The sequence below is a fragment of the Streptomyces sp. SDr-06 genome (genome assembly GCF_003324565.1).
Lineage (GTDB): Bacteria > Actinomycetota > Actinomycetes > Streptomycetales > Streptomycetaceae > Streptomyces.
In genome coordinates this window covers 297,818-318,428 of the sequence record NZ_QOLA01000005.1, presented here as the reverse complement: position 1 = coordinate 318,428, position 20,611 = coordinate 297,818, and the positions used below count along the sequence as shown (strand labels likewise).

Annotated in this window: 22 protein-coding genes; 20 read left to right on the top strand and 2 right to left on the bottom strand. The window is 71.3% G+C overall.

Translation table 11 applies throughout. The features are described 5' to 3' along the window. Positions 1-340: 340 nt before the first annotated feature. The 8 genes from map (at position 341) to truA (ending at position 5,701) form a co-directional block, all read left to right on the top strand. On the top strand, positions 341-1,186 hold the full coding sequence (gene map, locus DT019_RS14430) for a type I methionyl aminopeptidase (protein WP_114037179.1): 846 nt from the start codon (positions 341-343) through the stop codon (positions 1,184-1,186). 185 nt (positions 1,187-1,371) lie between these two features. Continuing rightward, positions 1,372-1,593: a translation initiation factor IF-1 gene (gene infA, locus DT019_RS14425; RefSeq protein ID WP_003956442.1), complete on the top strand. Its 222-nt coding sequence runs from the start codon at positions 1,372-1,374 to the stop codon at positions 1,591-1,593. A 59-nt stretch (positions 1,594-1,652) separates the two neighbouring features. Then, positions 1,653-1,766, top strand: coding sequence for a 50S ribosomal protein L36 (gene rpmJ, locus DT019_RS14420; protein ID WP_003956441.1), 114 nt, complete (start codon positions 1,653-1,655; stop codon positions 1,764-1,766). 189 nt (positions 1,767-1,955) lie between these two features. Further along, positions 1,956-2,336: a 30S ribosomal protein S13 gene (rpsM, locus tag DT019_RS14415; RefSeq protein WP_053727621.1), complete on the top strand. Its 381-nt coding sequence runs from the start codon at positions 1,956-1,958 to the stop codon at positions 2,334-2,336. Between the two features lie 71 nt (positions 2,337-2,407). Next, on the top strand, positions 2,408-2,812 hold the full coding sequence (gene rpsK, locus DT019_RS14410; RefSeq protein WP_003956432.1) for a 30S ribosomal protein S11: 405 nt from the start codon (positions 2,408-2,410) through the stop codon (positions 2,810-2,812). 237 nt (positions 2,813-3,049) lie between these two features. Next, complete coding sequence (locus DT019_RS14405; protein ID WP_010473911.1) at positions 3,050-4,072, top strand: DNA-directed RNA polymerase subunit alpha; 1,023 nt, start codon at positions 3,050-3,052, stop codon at positions 4,070-4,072. A gap of 182 nt (positions 4,073-4,254) precedes the next feature. Beyond that, positions 4,255-4,743 (top strand): 50S ribosomal protein L17, encoded by a 489-nt coding sequence (gene rplQ / locus DT019_RS14400; protein ID WP_114037178.1) that lies wholly within the window; start codon positions 4,255-4,257, stop codon positions 4,741-4,743. Between the two features lie 85 nt (positions 4,744-4,828). Then, positions 4,829-5,701: a tRNA pseudouridine(38-40) synthase TruA gene (gene truA / locus DT019_RS14395; protein ID WP_114037177.1), complete on the top strand. Its 873-nt coding sequence runs from the start codon at positions 4,829-4,831 to the stop codon at positions 5,699-5,701. On the opposite strand, the gene DT019_RS14390 is transcribed toward truA, so the two are convergent. Next, positions 5,672-6,514 carry a hypothetical protein gene (locus tag DT019_RS14390; protein WP_114037176.1) on the bottom strand — a complete coding sequence of 281 codons (843 nt, stop codon included), beginning with the start codon at positions 6,512-6,514 and terminating at the stop codon, positions 5,672-5,674. The two genes, truA and DT019_RS14390, sit on opposite strands and share 30 nt — an antisense overlap. A 56-nt stretch (positions 6,515-6,570) precedes the next feature. On the opposite strand from DT019_RS14390, the gene DT019_RS14385 reads away from it, so the two are divergent. The 4 genes from DT019_RS14385 (at position 6,571) to glmM (ending at position 10,934) form a co-directional block, all read left to right on the top strand. After that, the gene (locus DT019_RS14385) at positions 6,571-8,193 is read left to right on the top strand and encodes an ABC-F family ATP-binding cassette domain-containing protein (RefSeq protein WP_114037175.1); all 1,623 of its coding nucleotides are present in this window, start codon (positions 6,571-6,573) and stop codon (positions 8,191-8,193) included. Between the two features lie 273 nt (positions 8,194-8,466). Continuing rightward, the gene (rplM, locus tag DT019_RS14380; RefSeq protein WP_053727625.1) at positions 8,467-8,910 is read left to right on the top strand and encodes a 50S ribosomal protein L13; all 444 of its coding nucleotides are present in this window, start codon (positions 8,467-8,469) and stop codon (positions 8,908-8,910) included. A 42-nt stretch (positions 8,911-8,952) separates the two neighbouring features. Further along, positions 8,953-9,471: a 30S ribosomal protein S9 gene (rpsI, locus tag DT019_RS14375; protein ID WP_053727626.1), complete on the top strand. Its 519-nt coding sequence runs from the start codon at positions 8,953-8,955 to the stop codon at positions 9,469-9,471. Between the two features lie 104 nt (positions 9,472-9,575). Continuing rightward, on the top strand, positions 9,576-10,934 hold the full coding sequence (glmM, locus tag DT019_RS14370; protein ID WP_114037174.1) for a phosphoglucosamine mutase: 1,359 nt from the start codon (positions 9,576-9,578) through the stop codon (positions 10,932-10,934). Positions 10,935-11,003: 69 nt separating this feature from the next. Here glmM and coaA read toward each other — a convergent pair whose 3' ends face one another. Next, entirely contained in the window at positions 11,004-11,993 is a 990-nt protein-coding gene (coaA, locus tag DT019_RS14365; protein WP_114037173.1) for a type I pantothenate kinase, read from the bottom strand. Between the two features lie 137 nt (positions 11,994-12,130). On the opposite strand from coaA, the gene glmS reads away from it, so the two are divergent. The 8 genes from glmS to DT019_RS39545 all read left to right on the top strand — a co-directional run bounded on the left by glmS (position 12,131) and on the right by DT019_RS39545 (position 20,555). Beyond that, positions 12,131-13,978 carry a glutamine--fructose-6-phosphate transaminase (isomerizing) gene (gene glmS / locus DT019_RS14360; protein WP_114037172.1) on the top strand — a complete coding sequence of 616 codons (1,848 nt, stop codon included), beginning with the start codon at positions 12,131-12,133 and terminating at the stop codon, positions 13,976-13,978. A gap of 4 nt (positions 13,979-13,982) precedes the next feature. Then, positions 13,983-14,351, top strand: a complete 369-nt coding sequence (locus tag DT019_RS14355; protein ID WP_114037171.1) for a holo-ACP synthase — start codon at positions 13,983-13,985, stop codon at positions 14,349-14,351. Between the two features lie 315 nt (positions 14,352-14,666). Next, entirely contained in the window at positions 14,667-16,097 is a 1,431-nt protein-coding gene (locus tag DT019_RS14350) for an NAD(P)H-hydrate dehydratase (RefSeq protein WP_114037170.1), read from the top strand. Between the two features lie 155 nt (positions 16,098-16,252). Beyond that, positions 16,253-17,260, top strand: a complete 1,008-nt coding sequence (locus tag DT019_RS14345; protein ID WP_114037169.1) for a L,D-transpeptidase — start codon at positions 16,253-16,255, stop codon at positions 17,258-17,260. 70 nt (positions 17,261-17,330) lie between these two features. After that, on the top strand, positions 17,331-18,488 hold the full coding sequence (alr, locus tag DT019_RS14340) for an alanine racemase (protein WP_114037168.1): 1,158 nt from the start codon (positions 17,331-17,333) through the stop codon (positions 18,486-18,488). Positions 18,489-18,503: 15 nt separating this feature from the next. Continuing rightward, a complete protein-coding gene (locus DT019_RS14335; protein ID WP_114037167.1) occupies positions 18,504-19,739 on the top strand; it encodes an alpha/beta fold hydrolase in 1,236 nt (411 codons plus the stop codon). Beyond that, complete coding sequence (gene tsaE / locus DT019_RS14330; RefSeq protein ID WP_114037166.1) at positions 19,708-20,226, top strand: tRNA (adenosine(37)-N6)-threonylcarbamoyltransferase complex ATPase subunit type 1 TsaE; 519 nt, start codon at positions 19,708-19,710, stop codon at positions 20,224-20,226. The genes DT019_RS14335 and tsaE overlap by 32 nt, the downstream gene beginning before the upstream one ends. Positions 20,227-20,378: 152 nt before the next feature. After that, positions 20,379-20,555 (top strand): hypothetical protein, encoded by a 177-nt coding sequence (locus tag DT019_RS39545; protein ID WP_189389521.1) that lies wholly within the window; start codon positions 20,379-20,381, stop codon positions 20,553-20,555. The last annotated feature ends 56 nt before the right edge of the window (positions 20,556-20,611 follow it).

Below are 20,611 nucleotides of genomic sequence, written 5' to 3'. Positions count from 1 at the left end.
TTCTGCGTCTCCGGGTGCCGTTCCCGGGGGCTCCGCCCCCGGACCCCCGTTCGCGCCTCAAGGGCGCTCGTCCTCAATCTCCCCCAAGGCCTTGAGGGCCAGGGGGGACCCCCATGACGGGCTGAGGATGCGCATGCTGGCCAGCACCAGCACTGCCAGGGGCGCGGGGAACTGCGCGAGGAGCGAGCACGGTCCGCAGGGCCTGAGCGGGCTGGGGGTGCGCGACGCCGCACGGTCGGCCACGTACGGGCCGGACCCGAAGACCGAGGCCCCGGGGCTTGGGCGGGAAGCCTTATCGTTGGGGGTGACCCGTAGCCGTCCAGAAAGGCGTGAGCCGCACATGGTGGAGATCAAGACCCCCGAGCAGATCGCGAAGATGCGCGAGGCGGGGCTGGTCGTCGCCGCGATCCACGCCGCCACCCGCGAGGCCGCGGTGCCCGGGTCCACGACGAAGGACCTGGACGAGGTGGCCCGCAAGGTGATCGCCGAGCACGGTGCCAAGTCGAACTTCCTGGGGTACGGCGGTTTCCCCGCGACGATCTGCACCTCGGTCAACGAGGTCGTCGTGCACGGCATCCCGGACGACAAGACCGTCCTCAAGGACGGCGACATCATCTCGATCGACGCCGGCGCGATCATCGACGGCTGGCACGGCGACGCCGCGTACACCGCGTTCGTGGGCAGCGGGCACGCGCCCGAGCTGGTCGAGCTCTCCCGGGTGACCGAGGAGTCGATGTGGGCCGGTATCGCCGCGGTGAAGAAGGGCAACAAGCTCATCGACGTCTCGCGCGCGATCGAGTCCTACATCCGCCGCCAGCCGCGCCCCTCGACCGGCAAGTACGGCATCGTCGAGGACTACGGGGGCCACGGCATCGGGTCCGAGATGCACATGGACCCGCACCTGCTGAACTACGTCGACAAGCGCCGCATGCTGGGCCGCCACAACCCGAAGCTGATCCCGGGCTTCTGCCTGGCGATCGAGCCGATGGTCTCGCTCGGCACCCCCCGCACCGAGGTCCTCGAGGACGACTGGACGGTCATCACGACGGACGGTTCCTGGTCCTCGCACTGGGAGCACTCCGTGGCCCTGACCGAGAACGGTCCGCTGGTCCTGACGATGCCGGACTGCGGCAAGGCGAAGCTGGCGGAGTACGGCGTCACCACCGCACCGGACCCGCTGGGCTGAGGCCCCGCGCCCGTGCGGAGCCGGGGGCCGGACCCCCTGGCGTAACGATCTCCGCGTTGGGGCAAACTCATCTGATTCGTCTTTTCGAGTGCCCTGACGTAGACTGATGCGTCGGCTCTCGTGTACCCGTGTGTCCACACACGGCTGCGGGAGTCGATCAAGGTAGCCGATTCGAAAGGCGAAGCGTGGCCAAGAAGCAAGGTGCCATCGAAATCGAGGGCACCGTGATCGAGTCCCTCCCGAACGCCATGTTCAAGGTGGAACTCCAGAACGGTCACAAGGTCCTCGCGCACATCAGCGGCAAGATGCGGATGCACTACATCCGTATCCTCCCGGATGACCGGGTCGTGGTGGAGCTTTCTCCCTACGACCTGACGCGTGGCCGGATCGTCTACCGGTACAAGTAGATCTTGCCCACGCCGCCGTTCCGGCGGTGGTGGCACTGACCCGGAGAACCTGACATCCCATGAAGGTCAAGCCGAGCGTCAAGAAGATCTGCGACAAGTGCAAGGTGATCCGCCGTCACGGCCGGGTCATGGTCATCTGCGACAACCTGCGCCACAAGCAGCGCCAGGGCTGACGCACGCCGACCGACCTGCACTTCGCAGTTCTTCCCGCGACGCGAGCAAAACGTACATACGCAGCATCCACCTGGCCGGTTTCCCCGGCTGGTGACACCTCCGGCGGGGGCCGGGGACCCGAAACGTACCTAGTACGGCGGTCGGGAGCGGTGCTGCGGAAGACCCCCGAAAACAACTGGAGCCAGTAAATGGCACGCGTTTCCGGTGTTGACATCCCGCGCGAAAAGCGTGTGGAGATCGCACTCACCTACGTCTTCGGTATCGGGCGCACCCGGTCCAAGGAGATCCTCGCCTCGACCGGCGTGAACCCGAACACCCGCGTTCGTGACCTGGCCGAAGAGGACCTGGTCAAGATCCGCGAGTACGTGGACGCCAACCTCCGCACCGAGGGTGACCTTCGCCGTGAGGTTGCCGCCGACATCCGCCGCAAGGTCGAGATCGGCTGCTACCAGGGTCTGCGCCACCGTCGTGGTCTGCCGGTCCACGGTCAGCGCACCAGCACGAACGCTCGTACCCGCAAGGGCCCGCGTCGCGCCATCGCCGGTAAGAAGAAGCCGGGCAAGAAGTAGTCCACAGCGGACGCTTTTCAGCGGTCTTCGCTGTAGGACCGATCACCTCCCCTCTCCAGCTGGAGTAAGACATGCCCCCCAAGGGTCGTCAGGGCGCTGCCAAGAAGGTGCGCCGCAAGGAAAAGAAGAACGTCGCTCACGGCCACGCGCACATCAAGAGCACGTTCAACAACACCATCGTCTCGATCACGGACCCCTCGGGCAACGTGATCTCCTGGGCGTCCGCCGGCCACGTCGGCTTCAAGGGCTCCCGCAAGTCGACTCCGTTCGCCGCGCAGATGGCCGCCGAGTCGGCCGCCCGCCGCGCGCAGGAGCACGGCATGCGCAAGGTTGACGTCTTCGTCAAGGGCCCGGGCTCCGGTCGCGAGACCGCGATCCGCTCCCTCCAGGCCACTGGCCTCGAGGTCGGCTCGATCCAGGACGTCACCCCGACGCCGCACAACGGCTGCCGTCCCCCGAAGCGCCGCCGCGTCTGACGCACGGCCTGGTGTCGGCTCGGCAGTCGGCTGGGGGTCCGGGGGTTATCCCCCGGGACATCGCAGTACGGCTGCCGTCCCCCGAAGCGCCGCCGCGTCTGACGCACGGCTGCTTCGAGGATTGCCTTGAAGGATCGGGCGGTACGGCTCATTCGGGCCGTGCCGCCCGTACCCTTGCAGTACGCAGTACCCAGCAGGGCATCAAATAGTGGGTGCCCATGACTGAAGGATCTCCCCATGCTTATCGCTCAGCGCCCTTCGCTGACCGAAGAGGTCGTTGACGAGTACCGCTCGCGGTTCGTCATCGAGCCCCTGGAGCCCGGCTTCGGCTACACGCTCGGCAACTCCCTGCGTCGTACGCTCCTCTCCTCGATCCCCGGTGCCGCTGTCACCAGCATCCGGATCGACGGTGTCCTGCACGAGTTCACCACCGTGCCGGGCGTCAAGGAGGACGTCACCGACCTCATCCTGAACATCAAGCAGCTGGTCGTCTCCTCGGAGCACGACGAGCCGGTCGTGATGTACCTGCGCAAGCAGGGTCCCGGCCTGGTCACCGCTGCTGACATCGCCCCGCCGGCCGGTGTCGAGGTGCACAACCCCGACCTGGTGCTCGCCACGCTCAACGGCAAGGGCAAGCTGGAGATGGAGCTGACCGTCGAGCGCGGTCGCGGCTACGTCTCCGCCGTGCAGAACAAGCAGCTGGGCCAGGAGATCGGCCGCATCCCGGTCGACTCCATCTACTCCCCGGTGCTCAAGGTCACGTACAAGGTCGAGGCGACCCGTGTCGAGCAGCGCACCGACTTCGACAAGCTGATCGTCGACGTCGAGACCAAGCAGGCCATGCGTCCCCGTGACGCCATGGCGTCGGCCGGTAAGACCCTGGTCGAGCTGTTCGGTCTGGCGCGCGAGCTCAACATCGACGCCGAGGGCATCGACATGGGCCCGTCCCCCACGGACGCCGCCCTCGCTGCCGACCTGGCGCTGCCGATCGAGGAGCTTGAGCTCACCGTTCGGTCGTACAACTGCCTCAAGCGTGAGGGCATCCACTCCGTGGGTGAGCTCGTGGCGCGCTCCGAGGCCGACCTGCTCGACATCCGCAACTTCGGTGCGAAGTCGATCGACGAGGTCAAGGCGAAGCTGGCCGGTATGGGCCTCGCCCTGAAGGACTCGCCTCCCGGCTTCGACCCGACCGCCGCGGCCGATGCGTTCGGCGCGGACGACGACGCGGATGCCGGGTTCGTGGAGACCGAGCAGTACTAAGAGCTCGGGCCATCCGGTCCGTTCTTGGGTGCGGGTGCTCTGTGCTTGATCGCGCAGTTCCCCGCGCCCCTTCCGGAAGCGCCCCTTCGGGGCAGCTCCCGGATCTCCGACGGGCGACCGCCCTGCTCGGACACTGACCCCGGTACCTGATACGGCCGGGGCAGACATCAAGGAGAAACACCATGCCGCGTCCCGCAAAGGGTGCTCGTCTCGGCGGCGGCGCCGCGCACGAGAAGCTGCTCCTCGCCAACCTGGCGAAGTCGCTCTTCGAGCACGGCCGCATCACGACGACCGAGGCCAAGGCCCGCCGCCTGCGTCCGGTCGCCGAGCGCCTGATCACCAAGGCGAAGAAGGGCGACATCCACAACCGTCGCCTGGTGCTGCAGACGATCACCGACAAGGGCATCGTCCACACCCTCTTCACCGAGATCGCGCCCCGCTACGAGGAGCGTCCGGGTGGCTACACCCGTATCACCAAGATCGGCAACCGCCGTGGTGACAACGCTCCGATGGCCGTGATCGAGCTGGTCGAGGGCGAGATCGCCAAGAAGGCGACCGTCGCCGAGGCCGAGGCCGCCACCGTGCGCGCCGTCAAGGAGTCCGACGCCAAGGCTGCTGAGGCCGAGGTCGTCGAGGACGCCAAGCCGGCCGACGAGGCGAAGGACGCGTAAGCGTTCTGAAGGCTGGTGAACGGGCCCGTTCCCTTCGGGGGGCGGGCCCGTTCTGCTGTGTGGATGCTTTGAGAGGATCTGTTACGTGAGTGATGAGGTGGAGCCCGGCCTCGTCCGGGTGCGGCTCGATCTGTCGTACGACGGCAAGGACTTCTCCGGCTGGGCCCGGCAGCCGCTGGGGCGCCGGACGGTGCAGGGCGAGATCGAGGACGCGCTGCGCACGGTGACGCGGTCGGACGTGAACTTCGACCTGACGGTCGCCGGGCGCACGGACGCCGGGGTGCACGCGCGCGGTCAGGTCGCGCACGTCGACCTGCCCGAGGCGGTGTGGGCCGAGCACCGCGAGAAGCTGCTGCGGCGCATGGCCGGGCGGCTGCCGCACGACGTGCGGATCTGGCGGATCGAGGAGGCCCCGAGCGGCTTCAACGCGCGGTTCTCGGCGATCTGGCGGCGGTACGCGTACCGGGTGACCGACCATGTGGGCGGTGTGGACCCGCTGTTGCGCGGTCATGTGCTGTGGCACGACTGGGAGTTGGACGTCGAGGCCATGAACGCGGCCTCCGCCGCCCTGCTCGGCGAGCACGACTTCGCGGCGTACTGCAAGAAGCGCGAGGGCGCCACCACCATCCGCACGCTCCAGGAACTGTCCTGGGTGCGCGGCGACGACGGGATCGTCACCGCGACCGTGCGCGCGGACGCCTTCTGCCACAACATGGTGCGCTCACTGGTCGGGGCGCTGCTGCACGTGGGCGACGGGCACCGGGGCCCGGAGTGGCCCGGGAAGGTGCTCGCGGCGGCGGTGCGCGACTCCTCCGTGCACGTGGTGAAGCCGCACGGCCTCACCCTGGAGGAAGTCGGTTACCCCGCCGACGAGTTGCTGGCCGCGCGCAGCAAGGAGGCGCGCAACATGCGGACGCTGCCCGGGAGTTCAGCCGGCGGGCCGGGCGGCTGCTGCTGAGGCCTGGTTGCGGCCGCGGGCGACGATCTGGTCGAAGGTGAACTTGGCGAGGTCGTCGCCCGCCGAGAAGACGGCTCCGTCGCCCTTGGTCACGTTCTTGCCGTTGGCGAAGCCGCCGGTCGTGAAGTAGGCGTAGCGGCCATAGGAGTTGGTGGTGCTGCGGCAGACCGAGCCGCCCCGGCAGAAGGTGTCCACGCCCGCGCCGGACAGCGAGGCGATGCCGCCGGAGGCCTGGTCCTTCGCCTTCTTCGCCGCGGTGTCGGTGTCGAAGACGGCGACCCCCACCGTGACCGCGATCCCGTCCTTGGTGAAGGTGGCCCGGATGACCTGGCGGCAGCCGTTGCCGCTCAGGGCCGAGCCGAGCGAGCCCTGGGTGACCGAGGAGCAGTCGGTGACCTGGTCGGTGGGGCCCTTGGCGTAGACGCCGCTGCCCAGCGTCAGGCTCTTGCCGGGGAAGAGGGTGTCGGCGCCGAGCGGGGCCGTGTCCTTCTTCGCGCTGGAGACGTAGTCGTACGGGTTGGGCGGGGGCGGCGGGGCCACCTGGGAGAACGACGGCTGCGGCCGCGCGCTGCTGCTGGGCAGCGCCTGGGGAGAGGGCAACTGGTCGGCGGACTTGCCGTCGTCCGAGGAGCCCGCGTTGACGATCACGGTGGCCACGACCGCGACGACCGCCGCCGTCGCCACCGCGCCGCCCCCCAGGAACAGCCATTTCCTGCGTCTGCTGCGCGCGGCCGACTGGTCGGCGAGCGCCGCCCAGTCGGGTGTCTGCTGATCCCCCGGGCCCCACCCGGGTCCCCCATGCCCAAAGCTCATGCCGCGCATCCTAATTCGATTGTTCAGGGGGGCACGGCCTGGGTGACAATCCGCCCATGGGACATCTTGAGGCTGCACACCTGGAGTACTACCTGCCGGACGGGCGGGTGCTGCTCGGCGACGCTTCGTTCCGGGTGGCGGAGGGCTCGGTGGTGGCCCTGGTCGGCGCCAACGGGGCCGGAAAGACGACGCTCCTTCGCATGATCTCCGGTGAGCTCCAGCCGCATGGCGGCTCGGTGTCGGTGAGCGGCGGGCTCGGGGTGATGCCGCAGTTCGTCGGTTCGGTGCGCGACGAGCGGACCGTGCGCGACCTGCTGGTCTCCGTCGCGCAGCCGCGGATCAGGAAGGCGGCGGCCGAGGTGGACGCGGCCGAGCACCTGATCATGACGGTGGACGACGAGGCCGCGCAGATGAAGTACGCGCAGGCGCTCAGCGACTGGGCCGAGGCGCACGGCTACGAGGCCGAGACGGTCTGGGACATGTGCACGATGGCCGCGCTCGGCATGCCGTACGACAAGGCCCAGTTCCGCGAGGTGCGCACGCTCAGCGGGGGCGAGCAGAAGCGCCTGGTCCTCGAGGCGCTGCTGCGCGGGCCCGACGAGGTGCTGCTCCTGGACGAGCCGGACAACTATCTGGACGTGCCGGGCAAGCGCTGGCTGGAGGAGCGGCTGCGCGAGACCCGCAAGACCGTCCTGTTCGTCTCGCACGACCGGGAGCTGCTCTCGCGGGCCGCCGAGCGGATCGTGAGCCTGGAGCCGAGCCCGGCGGGGACGGACGTGTGGGTGCACGGCGGCGGGTTCTCCACCTACCATGACGCCCGCCGGGAGCGGTTCGCGCGGTTCGAGGAGCTCAAGCGGCGCTGGGACGAGGAGCACGCGCGGCTGAAGGCGCTGGTGCTGCGGCTGCGCAACCAGGCGGCGAGCAGCCCGGACATGGCGTCGCGCTACCACGCGATGCAGACCCGCTTCAAGCGGTTCGAGGAGGCGGGCCCGCCGCCGGAGCCGCCGCGCGAGCAGGAGATCACCATGCGGCTGCGCGGCGGCCGTACCGGGGTGCGCGCTCTGACCTGCGAGAACCTTGAGCTCACCGGGCTGATGAAGCCGTTCTCGCTGGAGGTCTTCTACGGCGAGCGGGTCGCGGTCCTCGGCTCCAACGGCTCCGGGAAGTCGCACTTCCTGCGGCTGCTGGCGGGGGACCCGTCGGTGGCGTACACCGGGAACTGGAAGCTGGGGGCGCGTGTCGTTCCCGGGCACTTCGCGCAGACCCACGCCCACCCCGAGCTGCTCGGGCGCACGCTCGTCGACATCCTGTGGAGCGAGCACGCCAAGGACCGCGGGGCGGCGATGGGGGTGCTGCGCCGCTACGAGCTGGAGCGGCAGGGGGACCAGCCCTTCGAGAAGCTGTCGGGCGGCCAGCAGGCCCGCTTCCAGATCCTGCTCCTGGAGCTGGCCGGCACCACGGCGCTGCTGCTCGACGAGCCGACGGACAACCTCGACCTGGAGTCGGCGGAGGCATTGCAGGACGGTCTGGAGTCGTACGACGGCACGGTGCTCGCGGTCACCCACGACCGCTGGTTCTCGAAGTCGTTCGACCGCTATCTGGTCTTCGGTTCGGACGGGGTGGTGCGTGAGACGCCGGAGCCGGTGTGGGACGAGCGCCGCGTGGAGCGTGCGCGCTAGGCGTTTGCCCAGCTCAGACCCCGATAGGGCCGGAAGCGGCCAGGATGCCCCCGGGCCGTTTTGACCCGCTCGGGGGCGCCCGGGTATTCTTCTGGTTTGTTATGCGTATTGGCTTGGTCGTTCTCACGCGATGGGCCCTTACGTAAGTTTCCTGGAGCAGTTACCAGTGGCTCGCATACGGGCAGCGTCCCCGGCATTGTGAGCCCCAGCTGCATGATCGCTTCAGGGTGCAGTGTGTTTGGACCCCATCCACTAAGAAGCGAAGGCTACGAAGTGCGTACGTACAGCCCCAAGCCCGGCGACATCACTCGCCAGTGGCACGTCATTGATGCCCGGGACGTCGTCCTGGGTCGTCTGGCGACCACCGCCGCGAACCTCCTCCGGGGCAAGCACAAGCCCGTGTATGCGCCCCACATGGACATGGGTGACTTCGTCATCATCATCAACGCCGACAAGGTTCACCTGTCCGGCAACAAGAAGACCCAGAAGATGGCCTACCGCCACTCCGGCTACCCGGGCGGTCTCCGCTCGGTGCGCTACGACGACCTCCTGGCGAACAACCCGGAGAAGGCCGTCGAGAAGGCCATCAAGGGCATGATCCCCAAGAACACCCTGGGCCGTCAGATGCTCTCGAAGCTGAAGGTCTACTCGGGCGACCAGCACCCCCACGCTGCCCAGCAGCCGGTGCCGTTCGAGATCACCCAGGTCGCGCAGTAGTTCCGGCCACCCCCTAAGACGTAAAGAAATCTGAGGAGAATCGTGGCCGAGACCACCGTCGAGACCCCGCTCGAGGGCGACGAGACCTACGCCGAAGTGACCACCTTCGAGTCCGAGGTGCCCGTCGAGGGCGAGTACACCTCCGAGTCGATGGCCTCCCGCTTCGGGGACCCGCAGCCGGCCGCCGGCCTGGGTCGTCGCAAGAACGCCATCGCCCGCGTCCGGATCGTCCCGGGCACCGGCAAGTGGAAGATCAACGGGCGTACGCTCGAGGACTACTTCCCGAACAAGGTCCACCAGCAGGAAGTCAACGAGCCCTTCAAGGTGCTCGAGCTCGACAACCGCTACGACGTCATCGCCCGCATCTCGGGTGGCGGCGTGTCCGGTCAGGCCGGCGCCCTGCGCCTCGGCGTGGCCCGTGCGCTGAACGAGGCTGACGTGGACAACAACCGCGGCGCCCTCAAGAAGGCCGGCTTCCTCTCCCGCGACGACCGTGCGGTCGAGCGCAAGAAGGCCGGTCTCAAGAAGGCCCGCAAGGCCCCGCAGTACAGCAAGCGCTAAATCCGCGCCTGCCACTACGGCTCTCGTTCGCCCCGGCAGCACTCTCGGTGCTGCCGGGGCGTTCGTCTATCTACCCCGCACTTTGAGGTTTTCGGAGGACAGACGTGGGACGACTCTTCGGCACGGACGGCGTGCGCGGCGTCGCCAATTCGGATCTGACGGCGGAGCTCGCGCTCGGCCTGTCGGTCGCGGCGGCACACGTGCTCGCCGAGGCGGGGACCTTCGAGGGCCATCGGCCGACCGCGGTGGTCGGGCGGGACCCCCGGGCGTCGGGAGAGTTCCTGGAGGCCGCGGTCGTCGCGGGCCTCGCGAGCGCGGGCGTGGACGTCCTGCGGGTCGGTGTGCTGCCCACCCCCGCGGTGGCGTACCTCACCGGTGTGCTGGGCGCCGACCTCGGTGTGATGCTCTCGGCCAGCCACAACGCCATGCCGGACAACGGTGTCAAGTTCTTCGCGCGCGGCGGCCACAAGCTCGCCGACGAGCTGGAGGACCGCATCGAGTCGATCTACGAGCAGCACCGCACGGGTGAGCCCTGGGAGCGCCCGACCGGGGCCGGCGTGGGCCGGGTCCGGACGTACGACGAGGGCTTCGACCGGTACGTGGCCCACCTCATCGGGGTGCTGCCCAACCGCCTCGACGGGCTGAAGGTCGTCCTGGACGAGGCGCACGGCGCGGCCGCCCGGGTCTCGCCGGAGGCGTTCGCGCGGGCCGGCGCCGAGGTCGTCACGATCGGTGCCGAGCCGGACGGGCTCAACATCAACGACGGCTGCGGCTCGACCCACCTCGACCTGCTGAAGGCGGCCGTCGTCGAGCACGGCGCCGACCTCGGCATCGCGCACGACGGCGACGCCGACCGCTGCCTGGCCGTGGACGGCGCGGGCAACGAGGTCGACGGCGACCAGATCCTCGCGGTCCTGGCCCTCGCCATGCGCGAGGCGGGCACGCTGCGCGGCAACACCGTCGTCGGCACCGTGATGTCCAACCTGGGCTTCAAGCTCGCCATGGAGGGCGAGGGCATCCAGCTCGTCCAGACCGCGGTCGGCGACCGCTACGTCCTGGAGTCGATGAAGGAGCACGGCTACGCGCTCGGCGGCGAGCAGTCCGGCCACGTGATCATCCTGGATCACGCGACCACCGGCGACGGCACGCTGACCGGCCTGATGCTGGCCGCCCGGGTGGCCGCCACCCGCCGCACGCTCGCCGACCTCGCCGGGGTCATGGAGCGCCTGCCGCAGGTGCTGGTCAACGTCCCCGACGTCGACAAGTCCCGCGTCTCCACCTCCGCCGAGCTGGGCGCCGCGGTCGCCGAGGCCGAGCGCGAGCTGGGCGCCACCGGCCGGGTGCTGCTGCGCCCCTCGGGGACCGAGCCGCTGGTCCGCGTCATGGTCGAGGCCGCCGACATCGAGCAGGCCCGCTCGGTGGCGGGCCGCCTCGCCGATGTCGTCAAGTCGGCGCTCGGTTAAGGCGGTCGACGCTCGCGCGGCCCGCCCGGAGAACCTTCCGGGCGGGCCGCGTGTGTGTGCGGGGCCCTGTCAGAGCTTGCGCAGGGAGATCTTCTGGATCTTGTGGTCGGGCCCCTTGCGCACGACCAGGGTGGCCCGGCCGCGCGTGGGGGCCACGTTCTCCACCAGGTTGGGCCGGTTGATGGTCCGCCAGGTCGTCCGGGCGTAGTCGAGCGCCTCCTCCTCGGACACCTGGGTGTACTTGCGGAAGTACGAGAACGGGTTCTGGAAGGCCGTCTCGCGCAGCTTGCGGAAGCGGTTGAGGTACCAGGTCTCGATGTCCTCGGTCCGCGCGTCCACGTACACGCTGAAGTCGAAGTAGTCCGCGAGGCCGACCCGGGTGCGGCCGTCCTGGCCCGGCAGCGCGGGTTGCAGGACGTTGAGGCCCTCCACGATCAGGATGTCCGGGCGGCGCACCACGAGCCGCTCGTCCGGGACGATGTCGTAGATCAGGTGGGAGTAGACGGGCGCGCTGACCTCGTCCTTGCCCGCCTTGATGTCCGCGACGAACCGGGTCAGGGCGCGCCGGTCGTACGACTCGGGGAAGCCCTTGCGCGACATCAGGCCGCGGCGCTGGAGCTCGGCCATCGGGTACAGGAAGCCGTCGGTGGTGACCAGTTCGACCCGGGGGTGCTCGGGCCAGCGGGCCAGCAGCGCCTGGAGCAGTCGGGCCACCGTCGACTTGCCGACCGCCACGGAGCCCGCGACCCCTATGACGAACGGGGTGCCGCGCTGGGTGCCGTGGCCGTTGCCCGCGTCGCCCAGGAACGTGTTGAGGGTGCCGCGCAGCTGGGCGGTGGCCTCCACGTACAGGTTCAGGAGCCGGGACAGCGGCAGGTAGATGTCGCGCACTTCGTCGAGGTCGATGACGTCCCCGAGCCCGCGCAGCCGCTCGACCTCCTCGGCGGTGAGCGGCAACGGCGTCTTGTCGCGCAGGGCGCTCCACTCTGCGCGCGTCAGGTCCACGTAGGGAGTCGCCTCCGGCTTGCGGTGGGCGCTCCGTGGCGGCGAAGTGATCACGACTCCATTGTTGCGGCTGTATGACGTGCGTGGGGGGTGGGGTGGGTCACGTGGCGCACAGCACGAAATCCGGACGAAGGGACGGACCGGGCGCCGGGTGTCCCGGGAACGGGGGGTCTCGGTCGTAGGCTGCCGCCATGTGCGGAATCGTGGGTTATGTGGGCGGGCAGTCGGCGCTGGACGTCGTGGTGGCGGGGCTGAAGCGGCTGGAGTACCGCGGCTACGACTCGGCGGGCGTCGCGGTCCTCGCGGACGGCGGGCTGGCCGCGGCGAAGAAGGCCGGGAAGCTGGTCAATCTGGAGAAGGCGCTCCTGGAGGCGCCGCTGCCCGCAGGGGCGACCGGCATCGGGCACACCCGGTGGGCCACGCACGGCGGGCCCACCGACGCGAACGCGCACCCGCACCTGGACAACGCCGGGCGGGTCGCGGTCGTGCACAACGGGATCATCGAGAACTTCGCCGCGCTGCGGGCCGAGCTCGCCGAGCGCGGCCACCAGCTGGACTCCGAGACGGACACCGAGGTCGTCGCGCACCTGGTCGCCGAGTGCTACTCCTCGGTCGAGGACCTGGCCGAGGCCATGCGGCAGGTGTGCCGTCGGCTCGAAGGCGCGTTCACGCTGGTCGCGGTGCACGCCGACGAGCCGGACGTCGTGGTGGGCGCGCGGCGCAACTCGCCGCTCGTGGTGGGCGTGGGCGAGGGCGAGGCCTTCCTCGCCTCCGACGTCGCCGCGTTCATCGCGCACACCCGCTCGGCGATCGAACTCGGCCAGGACCAGGTCGTCGAGCTGCGCCGCGACGGCGTCACCGTCACCGACTTCGACGGGGCGCCCGCCGAGACCCGGGCCTACCACGTCGACTGGGACGCCTCCGCCGCCGAGAAGGGCGGCTACGACTACTTCATGCTCAAGGAGATCGCCGAGCAGCCCAAGGCCGTCGCCGACACGCTGCTCGGCCGGATCGACGCGGCGGGCTCGCTGACCCTGGACGAGCTGCGCATCCCCGACTCGGTGCTCCGCGAGGTCGACAAGGTCGTCGTGGTGGCGTGCGGTACGGCGTACCACGCGGGCATGATCGCCAAGCTCGCGATCGAGCACTGGACCAGGATTCCCTGCGAGACGGAGCTGGCCAGTGAGTTCCGCTACCGGGACCCGATCCTCGACCAGCGCACGCTCGTCATCGCCATCTCGCAGTCCGGCGAGACCATGGACACCCTGATGGCGCTGCGGCACGCCCGCGAGCAGGGGGCGAAGGTGCTGGCGATCTGCAACACCAACGGCTCCACGATCCCGCGCGAATCCGACGCCGTCCTGTACACGCACGCGGGTCCCGAGGTCGCCGTCGCCTCGACGAAGGCCTTCCTCACCCAGCTGGTGGCCTGCTACCTCGTCGCGCTGTACCTCGGCCAGGTGCGCGGGACCAAGTGGGGCGACGAGGTCCGGGCCGTCGTCCGCGACCTCGCCGCGATCGCCTGCGAGGTGGACCAGGTCCTCGAAACCATGGAGCCCGTACGGGAGTTGGCGCGCTCGCTCGCCGACAAGAACACCGTGCTCTTCCTCGGCCGGCACGTGGGCTACCCGGTCGCCCTCGAAGGCGCGCTCAAGCTCAAGGAGCTGGCGTACATGCACGCCGAGGGGTTCGCGGCGGGCGAGCTCAAGCACGGGCCGATCGCGTTGATCGAGGAGGACCTGCCGGTGGTCGTGGTCGTCCCGTCGCCGCGCGGGCGTTCCGTTCTGCACGACAAGATCGTGTCGAACATCCAGGAGATCCGGGCCCGGGGGGCGCGGACCATCGTGATCGCGGAGCAGGGGGACGAGGCGGTGGTGCCGTACGCCGACCACCTCATCCGCATCCCGGTCACGCCCACGCTGCTCCAGCCGCTCGTGGCGACCGTGCCGCTCCAGGTCTTCGCGTGCGAGCTGGCCACGGCGCGGGGCAACGAGGTCGACCAGCCGCGCAACCTCGCCAAGTCCGTGACGGTGGAGTAAGCGCGTGATCATCGGGGTCGGGATCGACGTGGCCGAGGTCGAGCGGTTCGGGGAGTCCATCGAGCGGACTCCCGCGATGCTGCGGCGGCTGTTCGTGGACAGCGAGCTGATACTGCCCGGCGGGGAGCGGCGCGGGGTCGCCTCGCTTGCGGTGCGGTTCGCCGCGAAGGAGGCGCTCGCGAAGGCGCTGGGGGCGCCGGCGGGGCTGCTGTGGACGGATGCGGAGGTGTACGTGGAGGAGAGTGGGCAGCCGCGGCTTCGGGTGCGGGGGTCTGTTGCCGCTCGGGCGGCCGAGCTGGGGGTTCGGCACTGGCATGTTTCGCTCAGCCACGATGCGGGGGTGGCGTCGGCGGTGGTCATCGCCGAGGGCTGACCCCTGGGGCCCCGCCCCAGACCCCCTGAGGGGCTCCGCCCCTCGGACCCCGGCGGGGGCTCCGCCCCCACACCCCCGTTCGCGCCTAAAGGGCGCTCGTCCTCAAACGCCGGACGGGCTGAGGTTGCCCCTGCTGGCCCCCCCTACAGGGGCGCGGTCACCGCATGCTGCCAGGGGCGCGGGGAACTGCGCGAGAAGCGAGCACGGTCCGCGGGCGGAGGCGGGGTTGGCGGGTGCGGGGGACTGCGGCTGGGCGGGGCTGGCCGGGAGCCCGGCGGGTTTCGGGGAGGGGCGGGGTGGGGGAGAGTGGGCGGCATGCGTACTGGCTATGACGTCGACACCGTCCGGGCCGCGGAGGCCGAGCTCATGGCCCGGCTCCCACCCGGCACCCTCATGCAGCGCGCCGCCGCAGGCCTCGCCGCCGCCTGCGCGGACCTGCTCGGCCGGGTGTACGGCACCAGAGTCGTCCTGCTCGTCGGCAGCGGCGACAACGGCGGGGACGCCCTGTACGCCGGCGCCCGCCTGGCCCGCCGCGGCGCGGGCGTCAGCGCGGTGCTGCTCGCCCCCGACCGCGCCCACCCCGAGGGGCTCGCCGCCCTCACCCGGGCCGGCGGCCGGGTCGCCGACGACCCGTACGAGGTGCTGGCCGTCGCCGACCTCGTACTCGACGGCATCACCGGCATCGGTGGCCGCGGCGGTCTGCGCCCCGACGCGGTGCCCGTGGCCCGCGCCGCCCGCGGCTCCAACGCGCTGGTCGTCGCCGTGGACCTGCCCAGCGGCGTGGACGCGGGCACCGGCGCGGTGTCCGGCGAGGCGCTGCGGGCGGACGCCACGGTCACGTTCGGCGCGTACAAGCCAGGCCTGCTCATCGACCCGGCGCGCGAGTACGCGGGGGCCGTGCGGCTCGTCCCGATCGGCCTCGACCTCCCCTCCGTCCCGGCCGTCGAGGCCCTCCAGCACGCCGCCGTGGCCGACCTGTTGCCCACCCCGGCCGCCGAGAGCGACAAGTACCGCAGGGGTGTCGTCGGGGTCGTGGCCGGGTCGGCCCGCTACCCCGGCGCGGCCGTCCTCGCGGTCGCCGGGGCGCTGCGCGGCGGGGCCGGGGCCGTGCGTTATGTCGGCCCCGGCGGCGACGCGGTGATCGCGCGCTTCCCCGAGACCCTGGTGTCGGACGGGCCGCCCGCCAAGGCCGGCCGGGTGCAGGCCTGGGTGGTGGGCCCCGGGCTCGGCGACGGCCCGGGCGTCGAGGAGGTGCTCGCGTCGGACGTGCCGGTCCTGGTGGACGCGGACGGACTGCGCGGGCTCGACCCCGATGCCGTACGGGCCCGCCCCGCCGCCACCCTGCTGACCCCGCACGCGGGCGAGGCGGCCGCGCTGCTCGGCGTCCCGCGCGAGCGGGTCGAGGCGGAGCGGCTCGTCTCGGTGCGGGAGCTGGCCGCGCGCTATGGCGCCACCGTCCTCCTGAAGGGTTCGACCACTCTGGTCGCGGACGCCGACGGGCCGGTCCGGGTCAACCCGACCGGCACCCCCTGGCTCGCCACCGCGGGCAGCGGCGACGTCCTCTCGGGCCTCGCGGGCTCCCTGCTCGCCACCGGCCTGCCCGCCCGGGACGCGGCGTCGGCGGCCGCCTACCTGCACGGCCTGGCCGGGCGGCACGCCGCCCAGGGCGCCCCCACGACGGCGTACGCGGTGGCCGAGGCGCTGCCGGGCGTGTGGCGGGACGTGGCTCGCGCTTCGGCCGGGTGAGGGCGCCGGGCGGGCGCCGCGGCTGACGGGGGCCGCCTTCGCGGGGCCCCCGCACACCGCCGCCGCGCCCGCGGGGGCGCCCCGCCGCCCGCCGCCGGGTGACATGTGCCGCGCGGCTTCCGCGACACGCCCGGGGCGCGGGGTTCGCTGGGCACATGAGCCAGGGACAAAAACGTAAGAAACGCCAGAAATGGGGAGCCTGCGGGCTGGTGCTCGCGGCCGTCCTCACGGTCGGGGCCGCCGCGCCCGGTACCGGGGACCCGCTGCCCCCGCCGCCCGTCCGCCCCGTCGCACCGGCGCCTCCCGCCCCGCCCGCGCCGGGCGAGGCCGACACCGGCGGCATCGCGCCCGCCGTCCCCGCGCCGGGCGGCGGCCTGCACGAGACCGCCGAGGTGCTGGTGCCGGGGGTCGTGACCGAGGGGCAGGCGGCGCCGATGGACACCCCCGACCAGGTGCTGCCGCCGCTCGTCTACCAGCCCGGCGCCGCGGAGGACCGGGTCGAACCCGTCGCGGCGCCGGAGGGCGCGTACCGGCTCGTGGAGTACGTACCGCAGAGCGAGGTCGCCGCGAAGCCCGGAAGTTGCACCGCCAAGACCGGGCCGTACCAGAAGCAGGTCGAGCGCTGGCTGGGGCTCAAGGCGGACGGCAGGCAGTCCGCCTCGGACTGCGCCGCCATCCGCAAGTTCCAGCAGGCGCAGGGGATTTCCCCGGCCATCGGGTTCGCCGGGCCGGTCACCTGGTCCAGGATGCAGTTCCTGTCCGCGCGCAAGAATCCCAACGCCGCGCACAAGTGCCCGGTGAAGGCGCAGCGGGTCGCGTGCGTGGATCTGACGCGGCAGTTGATGTGGGTGCAGAGCGGCAGGAAGGTGACCTTCGGGCCGGTGCCCATCCGCAGCGGACGGGCCTCGCTGCCCACCCGGGGCGGCTGGCACAAGGTCTACTGGCGGCACAAGAACCACTGGTCGACGATCTACCACCAGTCCATGCCGTACGCCCAGTTCTTCGACGGCGGGCAGGCCTTCCACGCCATCTACCACAGCGTGTACACCTCGGTCGGCAGCGAGGGCTGTGTGAACCTCAGCCTGACCGACGCGCGCAAGCTGTGGGACGTCCTGCGCACCGGCGACGCCGTCTATGTGTGGGGACACCGCGACGGCACCTGAACCCGGCCGCGGGGGCGGTGTGTCCTGCGGCACAATCCGAGTCCTCGTGCGCTCTGAGAGACTGGGCGCGATGACCGCGAAGACTCTTGCCCCCGCCGAACGCGCCCGCGCCGAGATCGACCTGGGCGCGCTGCGCGCCAACGTACGGACGCTGCGCGCCCGTTCGTCCGGCGCGCTGCTGATGGCCGTGGTGAAGGCGGACGCCTACGGGCACGGCGCGGTGCCGTGCGCCCGGGCGGCGCGCCAGGCGGGCGCCGCCTGGCTCGGCACCGCCACCCCGCAGGAGGCGCTGGCCCTGCGGGCGGCCGGCGACCGGGGCCGCATGATGTGCTGGCTGTGGACGCCGGGCGGGCCCTGGCGGGAGGCGATCGAGGCGGACATCGACGTCTCGGTCAGCGGCATGTGGGCGCTGCGGGAGGTCACCGACGCCGCCCGCGCCGCCGGGCGCACGGCCAGGATCCAGCTCAAGGCCGACACGGGGCTCGGCCGCAACGGCTGCCAGCCCGCCGACTGGCCGGAACTGGTGCACGCGGCGCTCGCCACCCCCGAGGTGAACGTCACCGGTCTGTGGTCGCACCTGGCCTGCGCCGACGAGCCGGGCCACCCCTCGATCGCCGCCCAGCTCTCGGTGTTCCAGGAGATGACCGCGTTCGCCCGGAAGGCGGGCGCCGAGCCGGAGGTGCGGCACATCGCCAACTCCCCGGCCACGCTCACCCTCCCCGAGGCCCACTACGACCTCGTCCGGACCGGCATCGCGATGTACGGCATCTCCCCGGCGCCGGAGCTCGGCACCTCGCGCGAGCTCGGCCTGCGGCCGGTCATGACGCTGTCCGCGTCGGTCGCGCTCACCAAGCAGGTCCCGGCGGGTCACGGCGTCAGTTACGGGCATCACTACGTCACCGAGCACGAGACCACGCTCGGTCTCGTGCCGCTCGGGTACGCGGACGGCATCCCGCGGCACGCCTCGGGGCGCGGTCCGGTTCTGGTGGGCGGGAAAGTACGTACCGCGGCGGGCCGCATTGCCATGGATCAGTTCGTGGTCGACCTTGAGGGGGACAGGGTCGAACCGGGTGACCGGGCCGTGCTGTTCGGACCGGGTGACCACGGGGAGCCCACGGCCGAGGACTGGGCGCGGGCGGCCGACACCATCGGCTACGAGATCGTGACGCGCATCGGTTCACGGGTGCCCCGCGTCTACGTGAATGAGTGTTCCGACGACGACGAGTAAGAGCGGAGCGGCACGGTGAGCGAGAGCAGTACGGGGGACGCCGTCGTATCCGCGGTCCAGGATGCCCAGTCGGCGGTGGGGAACTGGCGCCTCGCCGGGATCGCGGGGGCGGCGATAGGCGTGGTCGCGGCGGGCGCGGCGGCCGGGGTCGCCATAGAGCGGCTGACGGTGGGGCGCGGGATGCGCAGGAAGGCGCGGCTCGCGCTCGACGCGTCCGGGCCCTACGGGTCGCTGCGCGGCATGCCGGGCAAGGCGGTCGCCGACGACGGTACCGTCCTGTACTACGAGACCGACGAGGTCGAGCCGGAGGCGGGCGCCAACGGCTCGCGCAAGCGCCGGCTCTTCGGCCGCAAGGTCCCGGCCCCGGTCACCGTGGTGTTCTCGCACGGCTACTGCCTCAGCCAGGACTCCTGGCACTTCCAGCGGGCGGCCCTGCGCGGGGTGCTGCGCACGGTGCACTGGGACCAGCGCAGCCACGGCCGCTCGGACCGCGGCAAGGCCCAGCGCGACGGCGTGCCGGTCGACATCGACCAGCTCGGCCGCGACCTGAAGGCCGTCATCGACGCGGCCGCCCCCGAGGGCCCGCTCGTCCTGGTCGGCCACTCCATGGGCGGCATGACGATCATGGCCCTGGCCGACCAGTTCCCCGAGCTCATCCGGGACCGCGTGGTGGGCGTCGCCTTCGTCGGCACGTCCTCGGGAAAGCTCGGCGAGGTCAACTACGGGCTGCCGGTGGCCGGGGTCAACGCGGTGCGCCGGGTGCTGCCCGGCGTGCTCAAGGCGCTGGGCTCGCAGGCCGAGCTGGTGGAGCGGGGGCGGCGGGCGACGGCCGACCTGTTCGCGGGCATGATCAAGCGGTACTCGTTCTCCTCCAAGGACGTCGACCCGGCGGTCGCCCGGTTCGCCGAGCGGATGATCGAGGGCACCCCGATCGACGTGGTCGCGGAGTTCTACCCGGCGTTCTCCGAGCACGACAAGACGGCGGCCCTGGCGATCTTCGCGGAGGTCCCCGTCCTGGTCCTGGCCGGCGACCGCGACCTGGTCACGCCCAGCTCGCACAGCGAGGCCATCGCCGATCTGCTGCCCGACGCGGAGCTGGTCATCGTGCCGGACGGCGGCCACCTGGTGATGCTGGAGCACCCCGAGACGGTCACCGACCGCCTCGCGGATCTCCTGGCCCGGGTCGGGGCGGTGCCGCAGGCCGCTAACGTTGGGACGTATGGAAGCACCGCACAGCAGCCCGGCGGCTGACGCCGGCACCCGTCTGACCCTCAACTCCCCTTCCGAAATGCAGGAGTTGGGGCGCCGTATCGCCAAACTGCTCCGCCCCGGCGACCTGGTGATGCTCACCGGGGAGCTCGGCGCCGGAAAGACGACCCTCACCCGCGGGCTCGGCGAGGGCCTCGGCGTGCGCGGCGCCGTCACCTCTCCCACCTTCGTCATCGCCCGGGTCCACCCCTCGCTGGTCGGCGGTCCCGCGCTGGTGCACGTGGACGCGTACCGGCTCGGCGGCGGGCTCGACGAGATGGAGGACCTCGACCTCGACGTGTCGCTGCCCGAGTCCGTGGTGGTCGTCGAGTGGGGCGAGGGCAAGGTCGAGGAGCTGTCCGAGGACCGGCTCCAGGTGCTGATCGACCGCGCCGTGGGCGAAACGGCCGTCGACTCCGACGACCGCCGGATCGTCACGATCACCGGAATCGGGCCGCGCTGGGCCGGTGCCGGGGTCGAGGGCCTCTGAGGCGGAACCCGGGCGGGGCTTGAGCGAGCCGTACGTTCCGACAAGACGTCGGCAAAATGTTGCGCGGGTCGCACCAGGCGTGGTCACATGGAGTCAGAGACCTGGTTAGGTCTACCTAACCGCGCCTTCTCCCGCAGCCTCAGGAGGCCGCCATGACCGTGCCGGAACGCGAAGCGAAGCCGCAGGCCCCGCGGGGCGTCCCGGTGCAGTCCGGGGTGTCGATACACGATCTGCTCGCCTCGTGCGCCGCGGCCAGCGCCGTGTCGACCCCGCCGCGCGAGCAGGCCCCGGCCGCCGACGAGGGTGACGCGCGCCAGGACGCCGCGTAGTCCTATCGGGTGTCGGCCGGGCCCGCGGCGCCGTACCGCACGATGTGCGGCCGTGG